The 17,722-nt window shown below is 73.3% G+C and carries 16 protein-coding genes; 10 read left to right on the top strand and 6 right to left on the bottom strand.

Features of this window, described 5'->3' with window-relative positions; all coding sequences use genetic code 11:
* The first annotated feature begins 6 nt into the window (after positions 1-6).
* From WFJ01_RS14390 to WFJ01_RS14375, 4 genes are all read left to right on the top strand, one after another.
* Positions 7-1,008: an ABC transporter permease gene (locus WFJ01_RS14390; RefSeq protein WP_336629442.1), complete on the top strand. Its 1,002-nt coding sequence runs from the start codon at positions 7-9 to the stop codon at positions 1,006-1,008.
* Between the two features lies 1 nt (position 1,009).
* The gene (locus WFJ01_RS14385) at positions 1,010-1,909 is read left to right on the top strand and encodes an ABC transporter permease (RefSeq protein ID WP_251438586.1); all 900 of its coding nucleotides are present in this window, start codon (positions 1,010-1,012) and stop codon (positions 1,907-1,909) included.
* A complete protein-coding gene (locus tag WFJ01_RS14380) occupies positions 1,906-3,675 on the top strand; it encodes an ABC transporter ATP-binding protein (RefSeq protein WP_336629441.1) in 1,770 nt (589 codons plus the stop codon). The genes WFJ01_RS14385 and WFJ01_RS14380 overlap by 4 nt, the downstream gene beginning before the upstream one ends.
* A gap of 80 nt (positions 3,676-3,755) precedes the next feature.
* Positions 3,756-4,214 carry a cupin domain-containing protein gene (locus tag WFJ01_RS14375; RefSeq protein ID WP_295034751.1) on the top strand — a complete coding sequence of 153 codons (459 nt, stop codon included), beginning with the start codon at positions 3,756-3,758 and terminating at the stop codon, positions 4,212-4,214.
* Between the two features lie 30 nt (positions 4,215-4,244).
* Here WFJ01_RS14375 and WFJ01_RS14370 read toward each other — a convergent pair whose 3' ends face one another.
* The gene (locus tag WFJ01_RS14370) at positions 4,245-5,192 is read right to left on the bottom strand and encodes a GNAT family N-acetyltransferase (RefSeq protein WP_336629440.1); all 948 of its coding nucleotides are present in this window, start codon (positions 5,190-5,192) and stop codon (positions 4,245-4,247) included.
* Positions 5,193-5,354: 162 nt separating this feature from the next.
* Between WFJ01_RS14370 and WFJ01_RS14365 the strand changes: the two genes are divergently transcribed.
* The gene (locus WFJ01_RS14365) at positions 5,355-5,864 is read left to right on the top strand and encodes a phosphoribosyltransferase (RefSeq protein WP_336629439.1); all 510 of its coding nucleotides are present in this window, start codon (positions 5,355-5,357) and stop codon (positions 5,862-5,864) included.
* 41 nt (positions 5,865-5,905) lie between these two features.
* On the opposite strand, the gene WFJ01_RS14360 is transcribed toward WFJ01_RS14365, so the two are convergent.
* Positions 5,906-6,694: an IclR family transcriptional regulator gene (locus WFJ01_RS14360; protein ID WP_251438581.1), complete on the bottom strand. Its 789-nt coding sequence runs from the start codon at positions 6,692-6,694 to the stop codon at positions 5,906-5,908.
* Between the two features lie 279 nt (positions 6,695-6,973).
* On the opposite strand from WFJ01_RS14360, the gene dhaK reads away from it, so the two are divergent.
* From dhaK to ptsP, 3 genes are read left to right on the top strand one after another with little or no spacing between them, the layout of a single operon-like run.
* The gene (gene dhaK / locus WFJ01_RS14355) at positions 6,974-7,969 is read left to right on the top strand and encodes a dihydroxyacetone kinase subunit DhaK (RefSeq protein ID WP_336629438.1); all 996 of its coding nucleotides are present in this window, start codon (positions 6,974-6,976) and stop codon (positions 7,967-7,969) included.
* 43 nt (positions 7,970-8,012) lie between these two features.
* Complete coding sequence (gene dhaL / locus WFJ01_RS14350) at positions 8,013-8,651, top strand: dihydroxyacetone kinase subunit DhaL (protein WP_336629437.1); 639 nt, start codon at positions 8,013-8,015, stop codon at positions 8,649-8,651.
* 28 nt (positions 8,652-8,679) lie between these two features.
* The gene (gene ptsP, locus WFJ01_RS14345) at positions 8,680-11,241 is read left to right on the top strand and encodes a phosphoenolpyruvate--protein phosphotransferase (protein WP_336629436.1); all 2,562 of its coding nucleotides are present in this window, start codon (positions 8,680-8,682) and stop codon (positions 11,239-11,241) included.
* On the opposite strand, the gene WFJ01_RS14340 is transcribed toward ptsP, so the two are convergent.
* Positions 11,228-12,574, bottom strand: coding sequence for an MFS transporter (locus WFJ01_RS14340; RefSeq protein ID WP_336629435.1), 1,347 nt, complete (start codon positions 12,572-12,574; stop codon positions 11,228-11,230). The two genes, ptsP and WFJ01_RS14340, sit on opposite strands and share 14 nt — an antisense overlap.
* Before the next feature lie 21 nt (positions 12,575-12,595).
* A complete protein-coding gene (locus WFJ01_RS14335; RefSeq protein ID WP_336629434.1) occupies positions 12,596-13,675 on the bottom strand; it encodes a C45 family peptidase in 1,080 nt (359 codons plus the stop codon).
* Positions 13,676-13,833: 158 nt separating this feature from the next.
* On the opposite strand from WFJ01_RS14335, the gene WFJ01_RS14330 reads away from it, so the two are divergent.
* On the top strand, positions 13,834-14,862 hold the full coding sequence (locus WFJ01_RS14330; protein WP_295035117.1) for a LacI family DNA-binding transcriptional regulator: 1,029 nt from the start codon (positions 13,834-13,836) through the stop codon (positions 14,860-14,862).
* On the opposite strand, the gene WFJ01_RS14325 is transcribed toward WFJ01_RS14330, so the two are convergent.
* Entirely contained in the window at positions 14,849-15,499 is a 651-nt protein-coding gene (locus tag WFJ01_RS14325) for an HAD-IA family hydrolase (RefSeq protein ID WP_336629433.1), read from the bottom strand. The genes WFJ01_RS14330 and WFJ01_RS14325 overlap by 14 nt on opposite strands.
* 110 nt (positions 15,500-15,609) lie before the next feature.
* Here WFJ01_RS14325 and WFJ01_RS14320 point away from each other — a divergent pair, with 110 nt between their 5' ends.
* The gene (locus tag WFJ01_RS14320) at positions 15,610-16,722 is read left to right on the top strand and encodes a DUF998 domain-containing protein (protein WP_336629432.1); all 1,113 of its coding nucleotides are present in this window, start codon (positions 15,610-15,612) and stop codon (positions 16,720-16,722) included.
* Positions 16,723-16,785: 63 nt separating this feature from the next.
* On the opposite strand, the gene WFJ01_RS14315 is transcribed toward WFJ01_RS14320, so the two are convergent.
* Positions 16,786-17,340, bottom strand: a complete 555-nt coding sequence (locus WFJ01_RS14315) for a hypothetical protein (RefSeq protein ID WP_336629431.1) — start codon at positions 17,338-17,340, stop codon at positions 16,786-16,788.
* Positions 17,341-17,722: the final 382 nt, after the last annotated feature.

Below are 17,722 nucleotides of genomic sequence, written 5' to 3'. Positions count from 1 at the left end.
GGGCCGGTGACGACGACCATGAGCACGACCGAGCTGCTGGCGACGCTGCCGGCCCGTCCCCGCCGCCCGCTGGCATGGGTCGGGCCGGCGGCCGGCAAGCTGGTCCAGGCGGTGGTGACGCTGCTGCTGGTGGCGGTGTGCGTCTTCTTCGCGACGCAGATCATGCCCGGCAACGCCGCAACGGTGCTGCTCGGCACGCACGCCACCCCCGAGCGGGTGCACGCGCTGTCGCAGCAGCTGGGCCTGAACGACCCGGTGCTCGTACAGTTCGGCCGCTGGTTCGGCGGCGTGCTGCACGGCGACTTCGGCATGTCACTGGCCGGCGACCGGCCGGTCGTGCAGATCCTCGCCGCGCCGCTCGGCAACAGCCTGTTCCTCGCCGCCGTCGCGGTGGCGATCATCCTGCCGCTGTCGCTGCTGGTCGGCGTGCTCGCCGCCCGGTACCGCGACGGGTGGTTCGACCGCGCCTTCCTCGGCGGATCCATGGTCGCCAACGCGCTGCCCGACTTCATCATCGGCACGCTTCTGGTCTTCCTGTTCGGCACGACCGTGTTCCGGATCCTCCCCGCCGTCTCGATCATCCCGATCGGCTCGCACCCCTGGGATCAGCCCGCCAAGCTCGTGCTCCCGGTGCTCACGCTCGTGATCGGCGGGGTGATGTACCTCGGCCGGCTCGTGCGCGCGGCGGTGATCGACGTGCTCGGCAGCGAGTACGTCGAGATGGCCGAGCTCAAGGGCGAGGGACGCTGGCGGATCCTGCTTGTGCACGCCCTGCCCAATGCGCTCGCGCCCGCGATCCCCGCCGCGAGCCTGGTCGCCGCGTTCACGGTCGGCGGCGTCGTGGTCACCGAGTACGTCTTCAACTACCCGGGGATGGGCGTGCTGCTGCTGCGCTCGATCGGGGCGCGCGACATCCCCATGATCCAGGCGATCGTGCTGATCATCGCCGCGATCTACTTCGTGTTCAACTTCGTCGCGGATCTGGTCCGCGTGGGCGGGAGGGGCTGACATGGCCATCGAGATCCCGATCGCGGCCGCCGCGGCGGAGGCGGCCGCGGCCGTCGTGCCGCAGCGCCGGGCGCGCCGTGGGCCGCGCCTGCTGCGCTCCGGCCAGGTGCGGGCCGGCCTCGTGCTCATCGTGGCCATGCTGCTCGTGGCGCTGCTCGGCCCGCTCGTGGCGCCGAACGATCCGGCGCGCACGATCGCGCGTCCGTTCGCACCGTCCGGCGCCGGCCTCCCGTTCGGCGCGGACTACCTCGGCCGCGACGTGCTCTCGCGGGTGCTCGCCGGCGGTGTGAACCTGGCCTGGATGGCGCCGAGCGCCGCCCTGCTCGCGGTGCTCCTCGGCGCGCTCGTCGGGGTCGGCGCCGCCTACGCGGGCGGCGCGGTCGACGTGGTGCTGATGCGCTTCATGGACGTGCTGCTGGCCTTCCCCGCGCTGCTGTTCACCCTGCTGTTCGTCTCGGTGATCGGGCCGGAGCCGTGGCTGCTGGTCGCGCTCGTCGCGATCGGGCTCACCCCGGGCGTCTCCCGCGTGCTGCGGGGAGCCGCGATCCCGCTCGTCGATCGCGAGTTCGTGCGCTGGTCGCGGGCGACGGGAGTGCCGACCCGGCACATCCTGGCGCGCGAGATCGTGCCCAACCTCGTCTCGCCGCTCATGGTCGAGCTCGGCATGCGCCTGATGTGGGCGGTCGGGATCCTCGCCTCGATGAGCTTCATCGGCTACGGGATCCAGCCGCCGACCCCCGACTGGGGTCTCATGATCAGCGAGAACCGCAACGGGCTCGCAGGCCAGCCGTGGGCGGTCGTGGCGCCCGTGCTCTGCGTGGTGCTGTTCACGGTCGGCGGCAACCTCATCGCCGAAGGCGCCGCCCGCGTCGTGGCGCGCACGGAAGGAGCCGCGCGATGAGCGCACTCGTGGTGAAGGACCTCCGGGTCGAGCTCTCCGACGGCAGTCGTCTCGTCGACGACGCCTCGCTGCGGGTCGAGCCGGGCCGGGTGCTCGGCGTCGTCGGCGAGTCCGGCTCGGGCAAGAGCACGCTCTCGCTCGCCCTGCTCGGGCATGCGCGTCCCGGCGCCCGGATCACGGGCGGCTCGGTGCGGATCGGCGACGTGGACATGCTCGCGCTCGGCGACCGCGAGCGCCGCCGTGCCCGCGGCGGTCTCATCGCCTACGTGCCGCAGGATCCGGCCGCGGCCCTCAACCCGGCGCTGTCACTGCGCACCCAGCTCGAGGAGGCGATCACCGCCGGTGCCGAGGAGCGTCGGGAGCGCATCGCGGAGGTGCTCCGGGCCGTGGACCTGCCCGCCGACGCGGCGTTCCTGAAGCGCCGGCCGGGGCAGCTGTCCGGCGGGCAGAAGCAGCGGGTCGGCATCGCGATGGCGATCGTGGGCCGGCCCGACGTGCTCGTGCTCGACGAGCCGACCACCGGCCTCGACGTCACGACCCAGGCGAAGGTGCTCGCCCTCGTCGCCGAGCTGTGCCGCAGCCGGGACATGGCCGCGGTGTACATCTCGCACGACCTGGCGGTGATCGCCGACGTGGCGGACGAGGTCGCGGTGATGTACGCCGGGCAGGTCGTCGAGACCGGATCCGCGGCGCGGCTCGTGCTCGCGCCGCGGCACCCCTACACCCGCGCCCTGCTCGGGTCGGTGCCGGACAGCCGGGTGCGCCTGCGGCTGCAGGCGATCCCGGGCCGCGCGCCGGCCCCCGCCCCTCCCCGGCAGAGCTGCCGGTTCGCGGATCGCTGCGGCTTCGCGACCGACGCCTGCCGCAGCGTGGCGCCGCGGCTCGTCGCCCTCGACGCCCCCGACGGGCGCACGGCCGTGCGCTGCCTGCGCGCCGAGGAGCTCGGTGCCGCCGGGACCGTGCGCGTCGCGGCGCCTCGTGCCGAGGCTGCGCCCGGGGATGCCGCGTTGCTGGCCGTACGCGGCCTCACCGCCGCGTACGGGCGCCGCGCCGTGCTCTTCGACGTGGACCTGCGGGTGCGTCCCGGCGAGTGCGTCGCCGTCGTGGGGGAGTCCGGATCGGGCAAGAGCACGCTGTCGCAGTGCATCGCCGGCCTCCAGGAGCGCACCGGCGGAGAGGTGCTGCTGGACGGCGCCGCCCTCGCTCCCGCGGCGCGAAGGCGCGACGCCCTGCAGCGGCGCGAGGTGCAGTACGTGTTCCAGAACCCGTACGCCTCGCTCAACCCGAGGGCCACGGTGGGCCGGAGCATCGGCGTGCCGTTGCGGTACTTCGCCGGGCTCGGCGCCCGAGCCCGGCGCGGCAGGGTCGCCGAGCTGCTGGAGCGGGTCGAGCTGCCGGCGGCGGTCGCCGACCGCTACCCCGGGGAGCTCTCCGGCGGGCAGCGCCAGCGCGTGGCCATCGCCCGCGCCCTCGCAAGCGATCCGAGGCTGCTGATCTGCGACGAGGTGACCTCCGCGCTCGATGTCAGCGTGCAGGCCGCGATCGTCGAGCTGCTGCGCGGCCTGCAGGCCGACGGGCTCAGCATGCTCTTCGTCACGCACAACTTCGCCGTGGTGCGCAGCCTCGCCGACTCGGTGACCGTGCTGCGCGGCGGCACGGTCGTGGAACAGGGCGCGACGGATCGCGTGCTCGACCACCCGGAGCACGAGTACACCGCGGCGCTGCTCGCCGACGTGCTCGATGTGCCGCTCGCCGCTGCGGGCTGAGACGCAGGACTTCCGGATCCGATCGGCGCCAGCGGATCGGATCCGGAGGAGGAAGACCCGACCAGGAGAAGGAGAACAGCATGGGTGCGCACGACAGGCTCTTCGTGAAGGAGCTGTGGGACAGCAGCGAGTCGTTCACGTACGAGGGCGACGCGGTACGGGACAAGGCCGACGTGCCCGCGAACCTCGGGCATCCGTACGGCCTGATGCGACCGGCGGAGGTGCCGGAGTCGCAGGTGCACATGGGCTACTGCTGGATCACTCCCAGCGACGAGGCCGCGACCTGGGTGCATCCGCACGTGCACCGCGACCACGACGAGGTGCTCATCTGGATGGGGAACGACCCCGAGAACCCCAAGGATCTCGGCGCCCGGCTCGTGATGGAGATCGACGGCGAGCGGCACGTGCTCACCACGACGGGGTCCGTTTTCATCCCGCGCGGCACCGTGCACTGCCCGCTGGGCTGGGAGAGCGTCGAGCGCCCGTTCCGGTTCATCTCGCTGTTCCTCGGGCCCGAGTACGAGGCCGACGACGAGTGAGCCGCGCGGGCCGATCGTGACCGAGGCGGCTCAGACCGCGAGCACCGCGGGACGGCGCTGCCACTCGGTCACGATCGGCCGGTAGCCCATGCGCGACCAGAACGGCCCGGAGCGGGGGTTGGCGACCGCGTAGCTGAGCAGCGTGTACGGGGACCCGGACGCGTCGAGCAGCGCATGCGCGATCTCGCAGAACGCCGCACCGGTGCCGGAGCCGCGCTCGGACTCGTCGAGGTACATCACCACGAGGTATTGGCCGCCCGAGGCGGCGAGGGCCAGGGTGCCCGGCTCGGGCGATGCCGCGTCGGGCATGACGTGCACGAAGCCGGTGATCCCGCCCGGGCGCTCCAGCACCCAGGTGGTGTCGGGAGCCGCGCGCAGCCGGCTGCGGTAGGCCTCGGCGAACATGCCGGCCGCACCCGGGCGCTCCGTCACGCTCGCGAAGTGCGCGTCGAGGGCGAGCAGCCGCGCATCGAGGGCGCCCAGCGCCGGCGCGTCGTCGACGGTCGCGATGCGCACCCGGCCGCCGTCGAGCGCGATCGGCAGGACGGGAGCTGCGGCCGCGGTCCCGCGGGGCCGCGGCCGCACGGCCCTGATGCCGTTGGGCGAGAAGCCGCGCTCGGTCAGCGCCCGCACCAGCGTGATGTCCCGCGAGGGCACGTTCACCCGGGCCGAGCTGTCCGCATCTCCCGGGCGCTCCCGCTCGGCGAGGTCCTGCAGCCACCGATCCAGGATCCGGCCGAGTGCGGGGGCCGGATCCTCGCCCGCGACCCGCAGATCGAGCTCGTGACGGCGCAGGGCGCCCCAGACCGCGTCGGGGGACGCGGCGTCGAACGCGGCGAAGCGGGCCACGCCGGCGGCTGCGCCCCGCCCGTCGACGGCCTCGAGGTAGGCGGGATCGGCGGTGTCCAGGGCCGGGGCATCGGCGAGCAGCGGATCGAAGCGGCGCTGCCGGGCGTTGTGTCCGGTCGTGATGTCCATGCGCGGATCCTCTCGGCGTCGAGTCGCTCCCAGCCTAGGAACGCCGCTGCCGGAGCAGTTGACCCACCGTGCGGCGCCGTTGCGCACCGCCGCACGCCTGCGGGACGGGGCGGCGGTGGGGCCGGGGCGCGGATCCGGGCCGGGGCACGGCAGAATGGATCCATGACGGATGCGGCGATCGAGCGCGAAGTGCTCACGTGGGACGGTTTCGGCGAGGCGACGCGGGATCTGGCCCGCAACATCCTGGACTCGGGGTTCGAGACCGAGGTGGTCGTCGCGATCGCCCGCGGCGGGCTGCTGCCGGCCGGCGCCATCGCGTACGGCCTCGGCGCGAAGAACTGCGGCGCGATCAACGTCGAGTTCTACACGGGCATCGGCACGGTGCTCGACGCCCCCGAGGTGCTGCCTCCGGCCCTCGACATGGACTACCTGAACGGCCGCCGCGTGCTCCTCGTCGACGACGTCGCCGACTCGGGCCGCACGCTCGCCCTGGCGGTCCAGCTGCTCAAGGACAAGGGCGCCGACGTGCGCTCGGTCACGATCTACACCAAGCCCACCACGATCATCCAGCCCGACTACGCCTGGAAGGACACCGATCGCTGGATCGACTTCCCGTGGTCGGCGAAGGGCACGGTGCGCGAAGAGGACCTGGGCTTGCCGCCCACGGCCTGATCCCTCGAGTCGTCCCCCTGAGCACGAGCCAGAGGCCGTGCTCAGGGGGACGACTCGGTTGTGGGGTCGTCTGGGGGTGCGATCGGGGGCGGCCAGGTGGTGGCGCCGAGCTCGCGGGAGATGTTGCGCGCCGTGTCGCGCAGGGCGTGCAGTGCCGCGTCGGGGGCGGGCCCCTCGGCCGTGGGGAACACGATCGCCACGGCGGCGACGATGTCGCCGCGCGCGTCCGCGACCGGCGATGCCAGCGAGGACTCGCCCAGCACGGCCTCATCCGTCTCGGTCGCGAAGCCGTGCTCCGCGATCCCGGGAAGGGTCGCGGCCAGCACCGCCGGGTCGGTGACGGTGTCGCCGGTGAGGCTCGCGAGCGGCTCGGCGAACACCGCGCTCTGCAGGCCCAGATCGTGCGCGAGCAGCACCTTGCCCATCGCCGAGGCGTGCGCGGGCAGGGCGACACCGGTCTCCAGCATCTGCGGGCTGTCGTCGGGGCGCAGCGTGTGGTGGACCACGAGCACCTCGGTGAAGTGCGGGACGCCCAGGCGCACGGCCATGCCGGTGCGGCGCGCGAGCTCCTGCGTCCAGCGCAGCGACCGCGCCCGTACGTCGAGCGAGTCGAGGTAGACGCTTGAGAGCTTGAGCAGCGTCGGGCCCAGCATGTACCGCTGGCCGCCGCGCTCCTTCGCGACGAGGCCGTGCTCGCGCAGCGACGACACGATCCCGTGCACCGTCGAGGGCGGCAGCTGCAGCGCGGTCGCGAGGTCGGTGATGCCGAGGTGGCGCGAGCCCTGCAGCAGCTCGAGCACCTTCGCGGCGCGATCGATCGCCTGGATCATCGGTGCGGCTCCTCCTCGACGGCTGTGGCGACGGCGGCGCGATTCGGCCGGCGGATCCTTGACAATCCGACATCCTCATCGCATATTCGACATTAACGAAAAGTATTCCGATTCTGGAGTGCGGTCGTGCGGCACGCAAGGGGTTTCCCGACCCGGCCGCCGCCGCAGGAGGACGGAGTGCGGATCGGACACGGATCCACCCGTCCGGTGCCACCGGGCGGTGACGGCGCCGATTGCACGGCAACGGTGCTGCGTGAACTGCAACGAGGAGGTCGCAGGATGAAGAAGCTCATCAACGCCCCGGAGGACGTGCTCGCAGAGTCGCTGCGAGGGCTCGCGCTCTCGCATCCGGAGCTCGAGGTCGATCTGGCGAACCGCGTGATCCTGCGCGCGACGCCGAAGGCGCAGGGCAAGGTCGGTCTGCTCAGCGGAGGCGGATCGGGCCATGAGCCGCTGCACGGCGGCTTCGTCGGCACCGGCATGCTCGACGCCGCCTGCGCGGGAGAGGTGTTCACCTCGCCCACCCCCGACCAGATGCAGGTGGCGACGAAGGCGATCGACCGCGGCGCCGGCGTGCTGCACATCGTGAAGAACTACACGGGCGACGTCATGAACTTCGAGATGGGCGCCGAGCTGGCGGCGATGGACGGCATCGAGGTGCGCTCGGTCGTGGTGGACGACGACGTCGCGGTGCAGGACTCGCTCTACACGGCGGGCCGTCGCGGTGTGGGGCTCACCGTGCTGCTCGAGAAGATCGTCGGGGCCGCCGCCGAGGAGGGGCAGGACCTCGCCGCCGTCGCCGATCTCGCCGCCCGCGTGAACGGGCAGGGGCGGTCGATGGGCATGGCCCTGACGAGCTGCACGGTGCCCTCTGCGGGCAAGCCGACGTTCGACCTTCCCGACGACCAGATGGAGATCGGGATCGGCATCCACGGCGAGCCGGGCCGGCACCGCGTGCCGCTCGCCCCCGCGAAGGACATCGCCGCCCAGCTCGTCGAGCCGATCCTCGCCGACCGGGACTTCACCGGATCCCCGGCGATCGTGATGGTCAACGGCATGGGCGGCTCTCCGCTCATCGAGCTCTACCTCATGTACGGCGAGGTGGCCGCCCTGCTGGAGAAGGCCGGCGTGACCGTCGCCCGCAATCTGGTCGGCAACTACATCACCTCCCTCGACATGGCCGGCTGCTCCGTGACCGTGCTCGGCGCCGACGACGAGCTCATCCGGCTGTGGGACGCGCCGGTCGTGACCCCCGGCCTGCGCTGGGGCGCCTGACCCTCATCCGCTGACGCGCTCCCGAACGAAGGAGATCACCTGCATGTCGAACACCATCCCGCTCACCGTCCTCGTCGACTGGCTCGACCGCTTCCGCGACGCGGTCGTGGCCCAGCGCGACTGGCTCACCGAGCTCGACTCCGCAATCGGCGACGCCGACCACGGCGCCAACATGGCGCGCGGCATGACCGCGGAGGCGGAGAAGGCGGCGCAGACGGCGCCCACGACCGCGGACGAGCTCTTCAAGACCGTGGGGATGACCCTCGTGTCGACCGTCGGCGGCGCCAGCGGTCCGCTCTACGGCACGTTCTTCCTGCGTCTGGGGGCGACGCTCGGCGCCGTCTCGGAGGTGGAGCCGGCGTCGCTCGCGGCGGGACTCCGCGCGGGCCTGGAGGGCATCGTGGCACGCGGCAAGGCGGAGGCGGGGGACAAGACGCTGTTCGACGCGGCGGCCCCGGCGATCGATGCGATGGACCGGGCGCTGGCCGCCGGAGACTCGGCCGCGGCGGCTGCCGCGGCTGCGGCGACGGCGGCCGCAGCGGGCCGCGACGCGACGATCGACCTCGTCGCCCGCAAGGGCAGGGCCAGCTATCTCGGGGAGCGCAGCGCCGGGCACATGGATCCGGGGTCGGCGTCGATGACCCTGCTGTTCGAGGCGCTGGCCGCGGCCCTCGCCGGGTGATCGAGGCCGGCGGGGGAGGGATGCGCTGATGGGGATCGGGATCGTCGCCGTATCGCACAGCCTGCGCTTGGCTGAGGCGGCGAGAGAACTGGCCGTGCAGATGGTGCCCGGTGGTGCGGTGGACGTCGAGCTGGCCGCGGGAGCGGGGGAGGACGCCGATGGCTCGCCCATCCTGGGCACCGACGCGACGCGCGTGGCCGGTGCGATCGATCGGCTGGCCGCGTCCTGCGACGGCGTGCTGGTGCTGATGGATCTGGGATCCGCGGTGATGAGCGCCGAGTTCGCGCTCGAGCTGCGGTCCAGTGATGTTCCCGTGCGGCTCGCCTCCGCCCCGTTCGTGGAGGGGCTGCTCGCGGCGGTCGTGACCGCGGCGCAGGGGGCGTCGCTGGACGAGGTCGCCGGGGAGGCGGACGACGCGCTGGTCGCCAAGGCGGCGCAGCTGCAGGACGAGCCGCAGGCTCCGGCCGGGTCGGGGGGCCCCGAGCGCGAGGGGAGCACGCCCGAGGCGGGCGGGCTCGACGCGAGCGCGCCGGCGTCTGCGGTCTCGCGGCCCGAGGGGGCCGTGGTGCGCGTCGTCCCGGTGCGCAACCCCGCCGGGATGCACGCGCGTCCGGCCGCGATGATCGCCCAGGCGGCGGGGAGCTCCGGGCTGCTGCTGCGGCTGCTGCCCGACGGAGATCCCGTCCCGGCATCGAGCATGATGCGCCTGCTGGCCTTCGGGGCGCGGCGCGGGGACGAAGTCGAGCTCGTCGGATCCCCGGATGCGGTCGAGCGCGTCGCCGCGCTGTTCGACGACGGCTTCGGCGAGATGGACGGCGCGCCGGAGCCGGCGGGCCCCGTTTCGTCCGGCCCCGGCTCCGCCGGCGCTCGCCCGACGACCCTGGAGGGCGCTGCGGCGGCTCCGGGGGAGAGCGCTCCGGTGACCGCGGAGGCGGACGGGCCGGGGATCCTCCGCGGGCTCGGCGTCAGCCCGGGGCGCGCGATCGGCCCGGTCGCGCAGCTCGGTGCGGCGATCGCGGAACCGGGTGCGGCAGAAAGACTGCCCGACGATGAGCGGGAGGCGGAGGCGGCGCGGATCCCTTCCGCGGCCGCGGACGTCGCCGCCGCTCTGCGGGCCGCCGCCGCCCATGCCGGCGGCGAGGCGGCGCAGATCCTCGAGGCGACCGCGCTGCTGGCGGCGGATCCCGAGCTCGCGAGCGCGTCCGCGGCGCGCGTCAGGACCGACGGGGTGCCCCCGGCCCGTGCGGTGTGGGACGAGGCCGAGGCGCAGTCGGCCGTGCTGCGCGGGCTCGGCGGACGCATGGCCGAGCGCGTCGCGGACCTGCACAGCGTGCGCGATCGCATCGTCGCGCGGCTCACGGGTCACGAGATCCCGGGGATCCCTGACCGCGCCGACCCGTTCGTCCTCGTCGCCCGGGATCTCGCCCCCGCCGAGACCGCCGCGCTCGGGCGCAGCGCGTGCGTCGCGCTCGTCACGGAGGAGGGCGGCCCCACCTCGCACACGGCGATCCTGGCGCGGGCGCTGGGCATCCCCGCCGTGGTCGCCGCCGCGGGCGCGACGCGGATCGCCGCGGGGACCATCGTGCTCGTCGACGGCGAGGCGGGAACGGTGCTGCCGGACCCGTCCGCGGCGCAGCGCGGGGCCGTCGTGGACGAGGAGGCGCCGACGTTCGACGGCGCCGGCGCGCTCGCCGACGGGACGCGCCTTCCCCTGCTGGCCAACGTCGGCGGCGCCGCCGACGCCCGCGCCGCGGCGGAGGCGCATGCGGAGGGGATCGGGCTGTTCCGCACCGAGTTCTGCTTCCTGGATCGTGCCGCAGAGCCGACCGTCGCCGAGCAGGTCGACGCGTATCGCGGGGTGCTGGCGCCGTTCGCCGGACGGAAGGTCGTGGTGCGCACGCTCGATGCCGGATCCGACAAGCCGCTCCCGTTCGCGACCGCCGCGGACGAGGAGAACCCTGCCCTCGGCGTGCGCGGGCTGAGGACGGCGTGGGCGCACCCCGCCCTGCTGGCTCATCAGCTCACGGCTATCGCGGAGGCCGCGGCCGCGGAACGCGCCGAGGTCGAGGTGATGGCGCCGATGGTCGCCACGGTCGATGAGGCCCGCGATTTCGTCGCGGCCTGCCGGGCGGCCGGGATCGCACGGGCGGGCATCATGATCGAGACCCCCTCCGCGGCGCTGCTCGCGGCCGAGCTGCTCGCCGTGGTCGACTTCGTGAGTCTCGGCACCAACGACCTCACGCAGTACACGATGGCGGCCGACCGGCTGTCGGCGCCGCTCGGTGCGCTCAACGATCCCTGGCAGCCCGCGGTGCTGCGCCTCATCGGCACGGTGGGAGCCGCGGGTCGCGCCCTGGGCAAGCCGGTCGGGGTGTGCGGCGAGGCCGGGGGCGATCCGGCGATCGCCCCCGTGCTCGTCGGCCTCGGCGTCACGAGCCTGTCGATGACCGCGCGCTCGCTCGCGCGCGTGGCGGCGCGGCTGCGGACGGTGACGGCCGAGGACTGCGCACGCGCCGCGACGGCGGCGCTCGGGGCGGGCACCGCCGCCGAGTCGCGCGCCGCCGCGGTTGCGGCGCTCACGCCGCGCTGAGCACGGCCCCCTCGCCCGACGCGGTGGAGCGCGCGACGGGTGAGCCCAGCTCGGCGGTCGGCGTGCGGAACGTCTCCCGCAGCCCCAGAGCGCACAGCGCGAGGATCAGGCACGCCGCCGCCGAGTACAGGCCCACGCCGATCGGATTGCCGCCGAAGGCGATGAACATCGCCGTGGCGACGGTCGCGGCCGTTCCGCCGCCGATCGCGGCGCCCGTCTGGTAGGTCACCGAGATCGCCGAGTAGCGCGACTCCTTCGAGAACTGCTCGCCGAGGAAGGCGGGGATCGTGCTCTGCGGCATCGCCATGAAGACGTTCACGCCGATGTAGCCGAGCACCACGAGGAACATGACGTGCCCCTCCGCCATAGGGAAGAACGCGAAGAAGAACGCGCCGTAGACGAGCGCGCCCCAGCCGACGAGCTTCTTGCGGCCGATCCGGTCGGACAGCAGGCCCAGGAAGGGGACCGCGATCATGAAGGCGGCGGATCCGACCAGCTGCAGCACGAGCGACTCGGTCGAGGTGTAGCCGATCTGCTCGGCGTAGGTGATGGTGAAGATGGATCCGATGTACGCGATCGTGTTGTAGCCGAACGAGACGCCGATGGCGAGCAGGATCGCACGCGGGTGCTGACGGATCGCGGCGAAGAGCGGCACCTTGGGCGCCTTCTCGACGGCGATGGTCTCCTGAGGCATGCGCAGGCGGGCGATCAGGCCGATGATCACGAGCGCCCCGCCGAGCCAGAACGGGATCCGCCAGCCCCAGGCCAGCAGCTGCGGCTCGGGGAAGATCGAGATCGCGAGGAACACCAGGGTGCCCAGCAGCGAGCCGATGCCGATGCCGGTGCTCGTAAAGCTGCCCCAGAGGCCGCGGCGGTTCTCGGGAGCGTTCTCGATGCCGAACAGCGATGCTCCGCCCCACTCGCCGCCTGCGGCGAAGCCCTGGATGAGGCGCAGCGCGACGAGGAGGATCGGCGCCAGCGCGCCGACGGCGGCGTAGGTCGGCAGGCAGCCGATGAGGAAGGTGCTCGAGCCCATCACGAGCAGGGTGAGCACCAGCATGGACTTGCGGCCGACGCGGTCGCCGAAATGGCCGATCACGATGCCGCCGAGCGGGCGGGCGACGAAGCCCACCCCGAAGGCCGCGAAGGCGATCAGGGTGCCGGTGAGGTGGTCGACCGAGGGGAAGAACAGCGTCGGGAAGACCAGCGCCGCGGCGAAGCCGTAGATGATGAAGTCGTAGAACTCCAGCGCGGTGCCGAAGCCGGAGATGAAGAAGGTGCGCATCGCCGTCGCGGCGTGCTGCGCGAGGGCTCGGGTGTCGAGGGAAGCCATGATCGTCCTTGAGGATGGGGTCTAGAAGCGGGTCATGCCGTGACGGGCGGCGTCGGCGGGGGTGCCGGGGTGGACGTCGAGGTGGAGGGAATCGGCATCGATTCCGATCGTGAGGAGCGTCTCCCACTGCTCATGGGAGGGCTTGTCGAGCTCGGGACGCATGCACACGGCCGCGTCGGGTCCGTCGCCGCCGCACATCGCGGCGGCGCGCTCGAGGGGGTCGAGGCCGGTCATGCCGGAGCGCACGGCGGCGAGGTGCGCGTAGCGCTCGGCCGTGGTCGAGTCGGCGGGCATGGTGTCGCCCGCCGCGAGTCCCTCATCGAGGAAGTGGTTGGTGTGCAGCAGCCAGCCGTCGACGGCGGGGGCAACGACCGCGACGCCCGCGGGGGAGACCTCGATGGAGGCCGCCCGCGGCGCGCGGCGGTCGTCGCCGCGCTCGGTCACCGTGAACACCGTGGAGGCGCTCACGGCCGCCGAGGAGGCGAGGGCGATCGCGTCGTCGACGGAATCGGCCTCGTCGATGATGCGACGGGCGATCGCGTGCACGGGCACGCCCCCCGCCGCGGAGTCCTGCCGGTGGCTGAGGATGTTGAAGTGCAGGCCGAGACCGGCGCTGTTGGCGCCGATCTTCGCCGCCGTGCCGAACTCGGTGAACAGCTTGGCGCGCCGTCCGGCTGCCGGGGCGTAGTCCAGAAGCAGACCGAACGGCACCAGCGCCGCATGCCAGTCCCACGTCTGGATGGTCTCGGCCGCGCCCGTCGCGGGGACGTGCACCGCGGTGGAGCACTCGCCCTCGCGCTGCGGCTCGGCGGCGGCGAGGATCTCGGTGCGTGCGCCGACCGCCGCGACGAGGAGGCGGTCGACGCCTGCGGCATCGGCCATCGCGTCGGACTCCTCGGCGAGCGGGGCGTGCCAGGCGCGCAGCAGGTCGTGGCTGCGGCGCGCGATCTCGTCGGCGCGGTCGAGGTCGATGCCCAGCGCGACGAAGTGCGCACGGTACAGCTCGGCGCTGCGCCGGACGGCGTCGGGGTGCGCGCCGCCGATCTGCCGCCCGCGCTCGCGGGGGTCGGTGGTGCTGCTGGTGAGCGTGAGAAGCCGCATCGGTCTCCAATGTCCATGCTGTGCGGTGCGCGGGGCCGTCTTCGGCCGTCGGCGGGTGCTACCGCAGCACGTTAGGTACGTAAAACGTTTTATGCAAGGCCATGACGCCTTGCGGACGCGGTTCGGCATCGCGGGGCGGGTTCGCGTAGCATCCGAGCATGGTCCACGGGCACGGCATCACGATCCGCGACGTCGCCCGTCGCGCCGGCGTCTCGATCACCGCCGTCTCGCACGCGCTCAACGGCAAGGGCACCCTCTCCGAGGCCACGCGCGCGCGGATCGTCGGGGTGGCGGAGGAGCTCGGCTACCAGGCCGACGCGATGGCGCGGGGGCTGCGCAGCTCGTCGATCGGGGCGATCGGCCTGGTCTTCCGCTCGCTCGACGCGCTCGCCGACTACCGGCCCAGCGGAGTGGACGTGTTCATGCGCTTCGCCGGAGAGCTCTCCGCCCAGGCGCTCGCCCGAGGGCTCAGCGTGGTGCTCGTGCCGGATCTCACCCGTACGCCGATCCCGCCGCTGGCGTTCTCCCTGGACGGCTACATCGTGTCCAACCCGCATCGCGACGACGCCGTGGTGGCGCTGCTCGAACGACGGGGCATCCCCTGCGTCGCCCAGGGCAGCGTGCCGGGGCGTCCCGACTTCGTCGACTGGGTGTCGGAGGACGACGCCGGGGCGATGCGGCGCCTGCTGGATCACCTCGGGAGGGCGGGGGCCCGCACGGTCGTGCTCGCGCACGGCACGGATCCGAACTCGTGGAATCTCGACAGCATCGACGAGTACACGGCGTGGTGCGCGGAGCGCGGCGCGGCGCCGCGGCTCATCGCCCAGCCGGAGCGGACCGGGCTCGACGGCGGCGCCGAGATCGCCGCGCGGCTGCTGACCGAAGGCCTGCCCGATGCGCTCGTGTGCATGACGGGGCGGCACGCGGCCGGGGCCGAGCAGGCGCTGCTGGATGCGGGCGTGGCCGTGCCCGGGCAGGTGATGATCGCGACCGGATCCGACTCCGCACAGGCCCGCAGCGCGCGGCCGGCGATCACGGCGATCGAGATGACGCCGCGGGAGACGGGGATCGCGCTGCTGGACGCCCTGGAGGCGCTGATGGCGGGCCGCCCCGCGGAGACGCCGCGGCGCACCGCGAGCGTGCTGCGCGCGCGCGGGTCGACTGCGCGTTCTGTCAGTCGACCGTGACCGCGAACCCGTCGCTGTCCGCGGTGACCGTCACGTGCGTGAGGTCGGCGACGACGGCGTCGGGGGAGTGCGCGGCAGAGCCGGCCCCCACGCCGATGACCCGCATCCCCGCGGCGCGGGCGGCCTCGATCCCGGCCCCGGAGTCCTCGAAGACGAGGCAGTCGGCCGGATCGACGCCGAGCCGCCTGGCGCCCAGGAGGAAGCCCTCCGGGTCGGGCTTGGAGGCGGAGACGTGCTCCGCGGTGACGGGCCCGGCCGGCACGTCGAGCTCGGCGGCGCCCATGCGCACGCGCATCAGCCGGTCGTCCGCCGACGTGACGATCGCGTGCGGGTACGCGGTCAGGGCCGCCAGCAGGCCGGCGGCGCCCGGCACCTCCACGACGCCGTCGACGTCGCCGCTCTCGCGGGCCAGCATCTCGCGGTTCTCCGCGAGGTTCTCCTCGTGCGGGCGATCGGGCAGCATGATCGCCATGCTCTGGTGTCCCTGACGCCCGTGCACCACGCTGAGGACGAACTCGGGGTCGAGGCCGTGGGGCTGCGCCCAGGCCAGCCACAGACGCTCGACGACGGCGGTCGAGTCGACGAGGGTGCCGTCCATGTCGAGCAGGGCGGCGCGGGCGCGGAAGGTCTGAGGCATGCTCCCAGGGTATCGGCGGGCAGACGCGGCCGGCTCCGGTCGGCCCTTAGGGTGGACACGACACGGGAGGTGCTCGGATGCGGACCGAGTGGGATCGACTGATCAGGCGGATGCGCGACGCGCGCGCCACGGCGACGCTGCGTCAGATGCGCGAGACGGACGCCCTGCTGACCGGCGCGGTCGCGCTCGTCCTCGGCTTCCTCGTGGCCTTCGTGATCTTCTGGCACCGCACGCTGTCGATCACCGGGCCGTGGTCGGTCGGGATGGTCGCCGCGATCGGCGGCGCCGCCGTCGCCGTGCTGGCCTTCACCGCGGGGCGCATCGGGCTGCGGATGGAGGCGGCCGAGGCGCCGGAGAAGCAGGATCCGGATGCGGCGAACGACGGGTTCGCGACGCCGGGCCAGCGCCTGCGCTGGTACGAGCTGACGGCGATCGCGCTCGCACACGGCGCCGTCGCGCTGCTGGCGCTGTTCGGGCTCGCCGCCCTCCTCGAGGCGGGCTTCCGGGACGCGCCCGTGTTCCCGTTCCCGGGGGCCGTGCTGGTCGGCGTCGCGCTCGCCCTCACCGCCTATGTCTGCTACCTCAGCGCGGCCGCGCTGAGCCCCACCTCGATCTCGCTGATCCTGGCGATCTTCCTCGTGATCGGCGCGCTCACGGCGATGCTCGAGGCGACGGACCCGCACTGGTGGCGCGACAACCTCTCCGCCCTGGGCATGGCGAGCAACGCCTCGTCCCCGGCGTTCAACACGACCCTCATCGTCGCGGGGGTGATGGTGACCACGATCGCCCGCTACGCGACGGCGGCGCTGCCGGTGCCCGAACCCCGGGATGAGCGCGGGCGCACGATCGTCCGGGTGGGCCTCATCCTGATCGGGATCCTGCTCGCGTGCGTCGGGATCTTCCCCGTTGACCGCTTCTTCCTCCTGCACAACACGGTCGCGACCGGCATGGCCGTGTGCTTCGCCGTGGTCGTGGTCGGGTTGCCGTGGTTCCTGCGCCGGATCTCGCGCGTGTTCGTCGCACTGGGCTGGATCTACGTGCTCGTGATCGCCCTGCTCGGCGTGTTCTTCGCGACCGGGTACTACAACCTGACGGCGGTCGAGCTGATCGCCGCCGTGTTGATCTTCAGCTGGATCATCGTGTTCCTGCGCACGGCGGGCGCCGACCACGGAGCGTGGGATCAGCAGCGCGCCGGCCATGCCGAGGCGGCCGCGCGGAGCTGAGCAATGCGCTCAGGCGGGCGGCGTCTCCGCCGCTTTCGGGCGTCAGTCTGTGGCTTCCGGAGGTCAGGCGCCTGGCGTCCACTCGACGTTCATGTCGGGGCGGATCACCACGGTCTCGCCGGGCTGGAGGGTGTGCTCCCCAGGGTCCGAGCCGACGTGGTTGTACCGGCCGATCATGAGCGGGTTCGTGCAGAGCCGGTCGCCGATGGACCAGATGTCGTCACCGGGAGCGGCCGTGTAACTGAGGATGTCTCCGCCGGCGTCGCGGTTCACGGTGCCGGTCGCGCCCGCCGAGGGGCCGCGGTCGTCGGGGTCTCCGACGAGCCGGCCGTAGCTGTGCGCGCCCACGTCGAAGATCTGGATCTTCGAGTAGGTCGTGCATCCGTTCGGGAGGTCCCCGGCCTTCACGCTGATCCCGTCGCCGAGCCAGATGACGCGATCCGGGTCGGGCGTCGGCGTGGACGTGCCGCCCGGCGTCGGGCCGGCCGTGCTCGCCGCCGATGATCTGACAGAGTGTGCCGCCGTCGCGGGGGAGACTCGCGGCGAGGCGATGAGCGCCACGATGCCGACCGCGGCGACCCCCGCGGTCGCCCAGGCGATCGTCGCGGCGCGTTTCATGATTCAGAACCTAACCCGGCCGGAGGACGGGCGCCAGCGCTCGCCGTAGGGCGCCGTTGATCCGGAGGAGACCGGCGTTTCGCCTCGGTCCCCTTCGGCGTCCTCGCTCGACGAGCCCGGGAGGGCGGTGGTGTTCGGTGTCTTCGCTCGACGACACCGGGAGCGCGGTGGTGTTCGGTGCCTTCGCTCGACGACGCCGGGAGCGCGGTGGTGTTCGGCGTCCTCGCTCGACGACGCCACAGGGACGCCACCGCTGTGTTTCAGGCGAGGATTTCGGTGCGTGCTCTGCCGCCGGGGCGGGGTGGGGCACTGGTGCCGGGTGGGGGCAGGAACCAGACCTTCGCACGGATCCCGGTGCCGTCGACGCGGATGCTCCAGTCGT

Source organism: Microbacterium sp. MMO-35, from assembly GCF_037147555.1.
GTDB lineage: Bacteria > Actinomycetota > Actinomycetes > Actinomycetales > Microbacteriaceae > Microbacterium.
This window is presented reverse-complemented; position numbering and strand designations above follow the sequence as displayed.

Excerpts from the sequence above, each read along its gene's own strand:
- WFJ01_RS14325 (WP_336629433.1), bottom strand. The coding sequence starts at position 15,499 with ATGCCTCAGACCTTCCGCGCCCGCGCCGCCCTGCTCGACATGGACGGC.
- WFJ01_RS14340 (WP_336629435.1), bottom strand. The coding sequence starts at position 12,574 with ATGGCTTCCCTCGACACCCGAGCCCTCGCGCAGCACGCCGCGACGGCG.
- WFJ01_RS14330 (WP_295035117.1), top strand. The coding sequence starts at position 13,834 with ATGGTCCACGGGCACGGCATCACGATCCGCGACGTCGCCCGTCGCGCC.
- ptsP (WP_336629436.1), top strand. The coding sequence starts at position 8,680 with ATGGGGATCGGGATCGTCGCCGTATCGCACAGCCTGCGCTTGGCTGAG.
- WFJ01_RS14385 (WP_251438586.1), top strand. The coding sequence starts at position 1,010 with ATGGCCATCGAGATCCCGATCGCGGCCGCCGCGGCGGAGGCGGCCGCG.
- WFJ01_RS14370 (WP_336629440.1), bottom strand. The coding sequence starts at position 5,192 with ATGGACATCACGACCGGACACAACGCCCGGCAGCGCCGCTTCGATCCG.
- WFJ01_RS14365 (WP_336629439.1), top strand. The coding sequence starts at position 5,355 with ATGACGGATGCGGCGATCGAGCGCGAAGTGCTCACGTGGGACGGTTTC.
- WFJ01_RS14375 (WP_295034751.1), top strand. The coding sequence starts at position 3,756 with ATGGGTGCGCACGACAGGCTCTTCGTGAAGGAGCTGTGGGACAGCAGC.
- WFJ01_RS14380 (WP_336629441.1), top strand. The coding sequence starts at position 1,906 with ATGAGCGCACTCGTGGTGAAGGACCTCCGGGTCGAGCTCTCCGACGGC.
- dhaL (WP_336629437.1), top strand. The coding sequence starts at position 8,013 with ATGTCGAACACCATCCCGCTCACCGTCCTCGTCGACTGGCTCGACCGC.
- WFJ01_RS14335 (WP_336629434.1), bottom strand. The coding sequence starts at position 13,675 with ATGCGGCTTCTCACGCTCACCAGCAGCACCACCGACCCCCGCGAGCGC.
- WFJ01_RS14360 (WP_251438581.1), bottom strand. The coding sequence starts at position 6,694 with ATGATCCAGGCGATCGATCGCGCCGCGAAGGTGCTCGAGCTGCTGCAG.
- WFJ01_RS14315 (WP_336629431.1), bottom strand. The coding sequence starts at position 17,340 with ATGAAACGCGCCGCGACGATCGCCTGGGCGACCGCGGGGGTCGCCGCG.
- WFJ01_RS14320 (WP_336629432.1), top strand. The coding sequence starts at position 15,610 with ATGCGCGACGCGCGCGCCACGGCGACGCTGCGTCAGATGCGCGAGACG.
- dhaK (WP_336629438.1), top strand. The coding sequence starts at position 6,974 with ATGAAGAAGCTCATCAACGCCCCGGAGGACGTGCTCGCAGAGTCGCTG.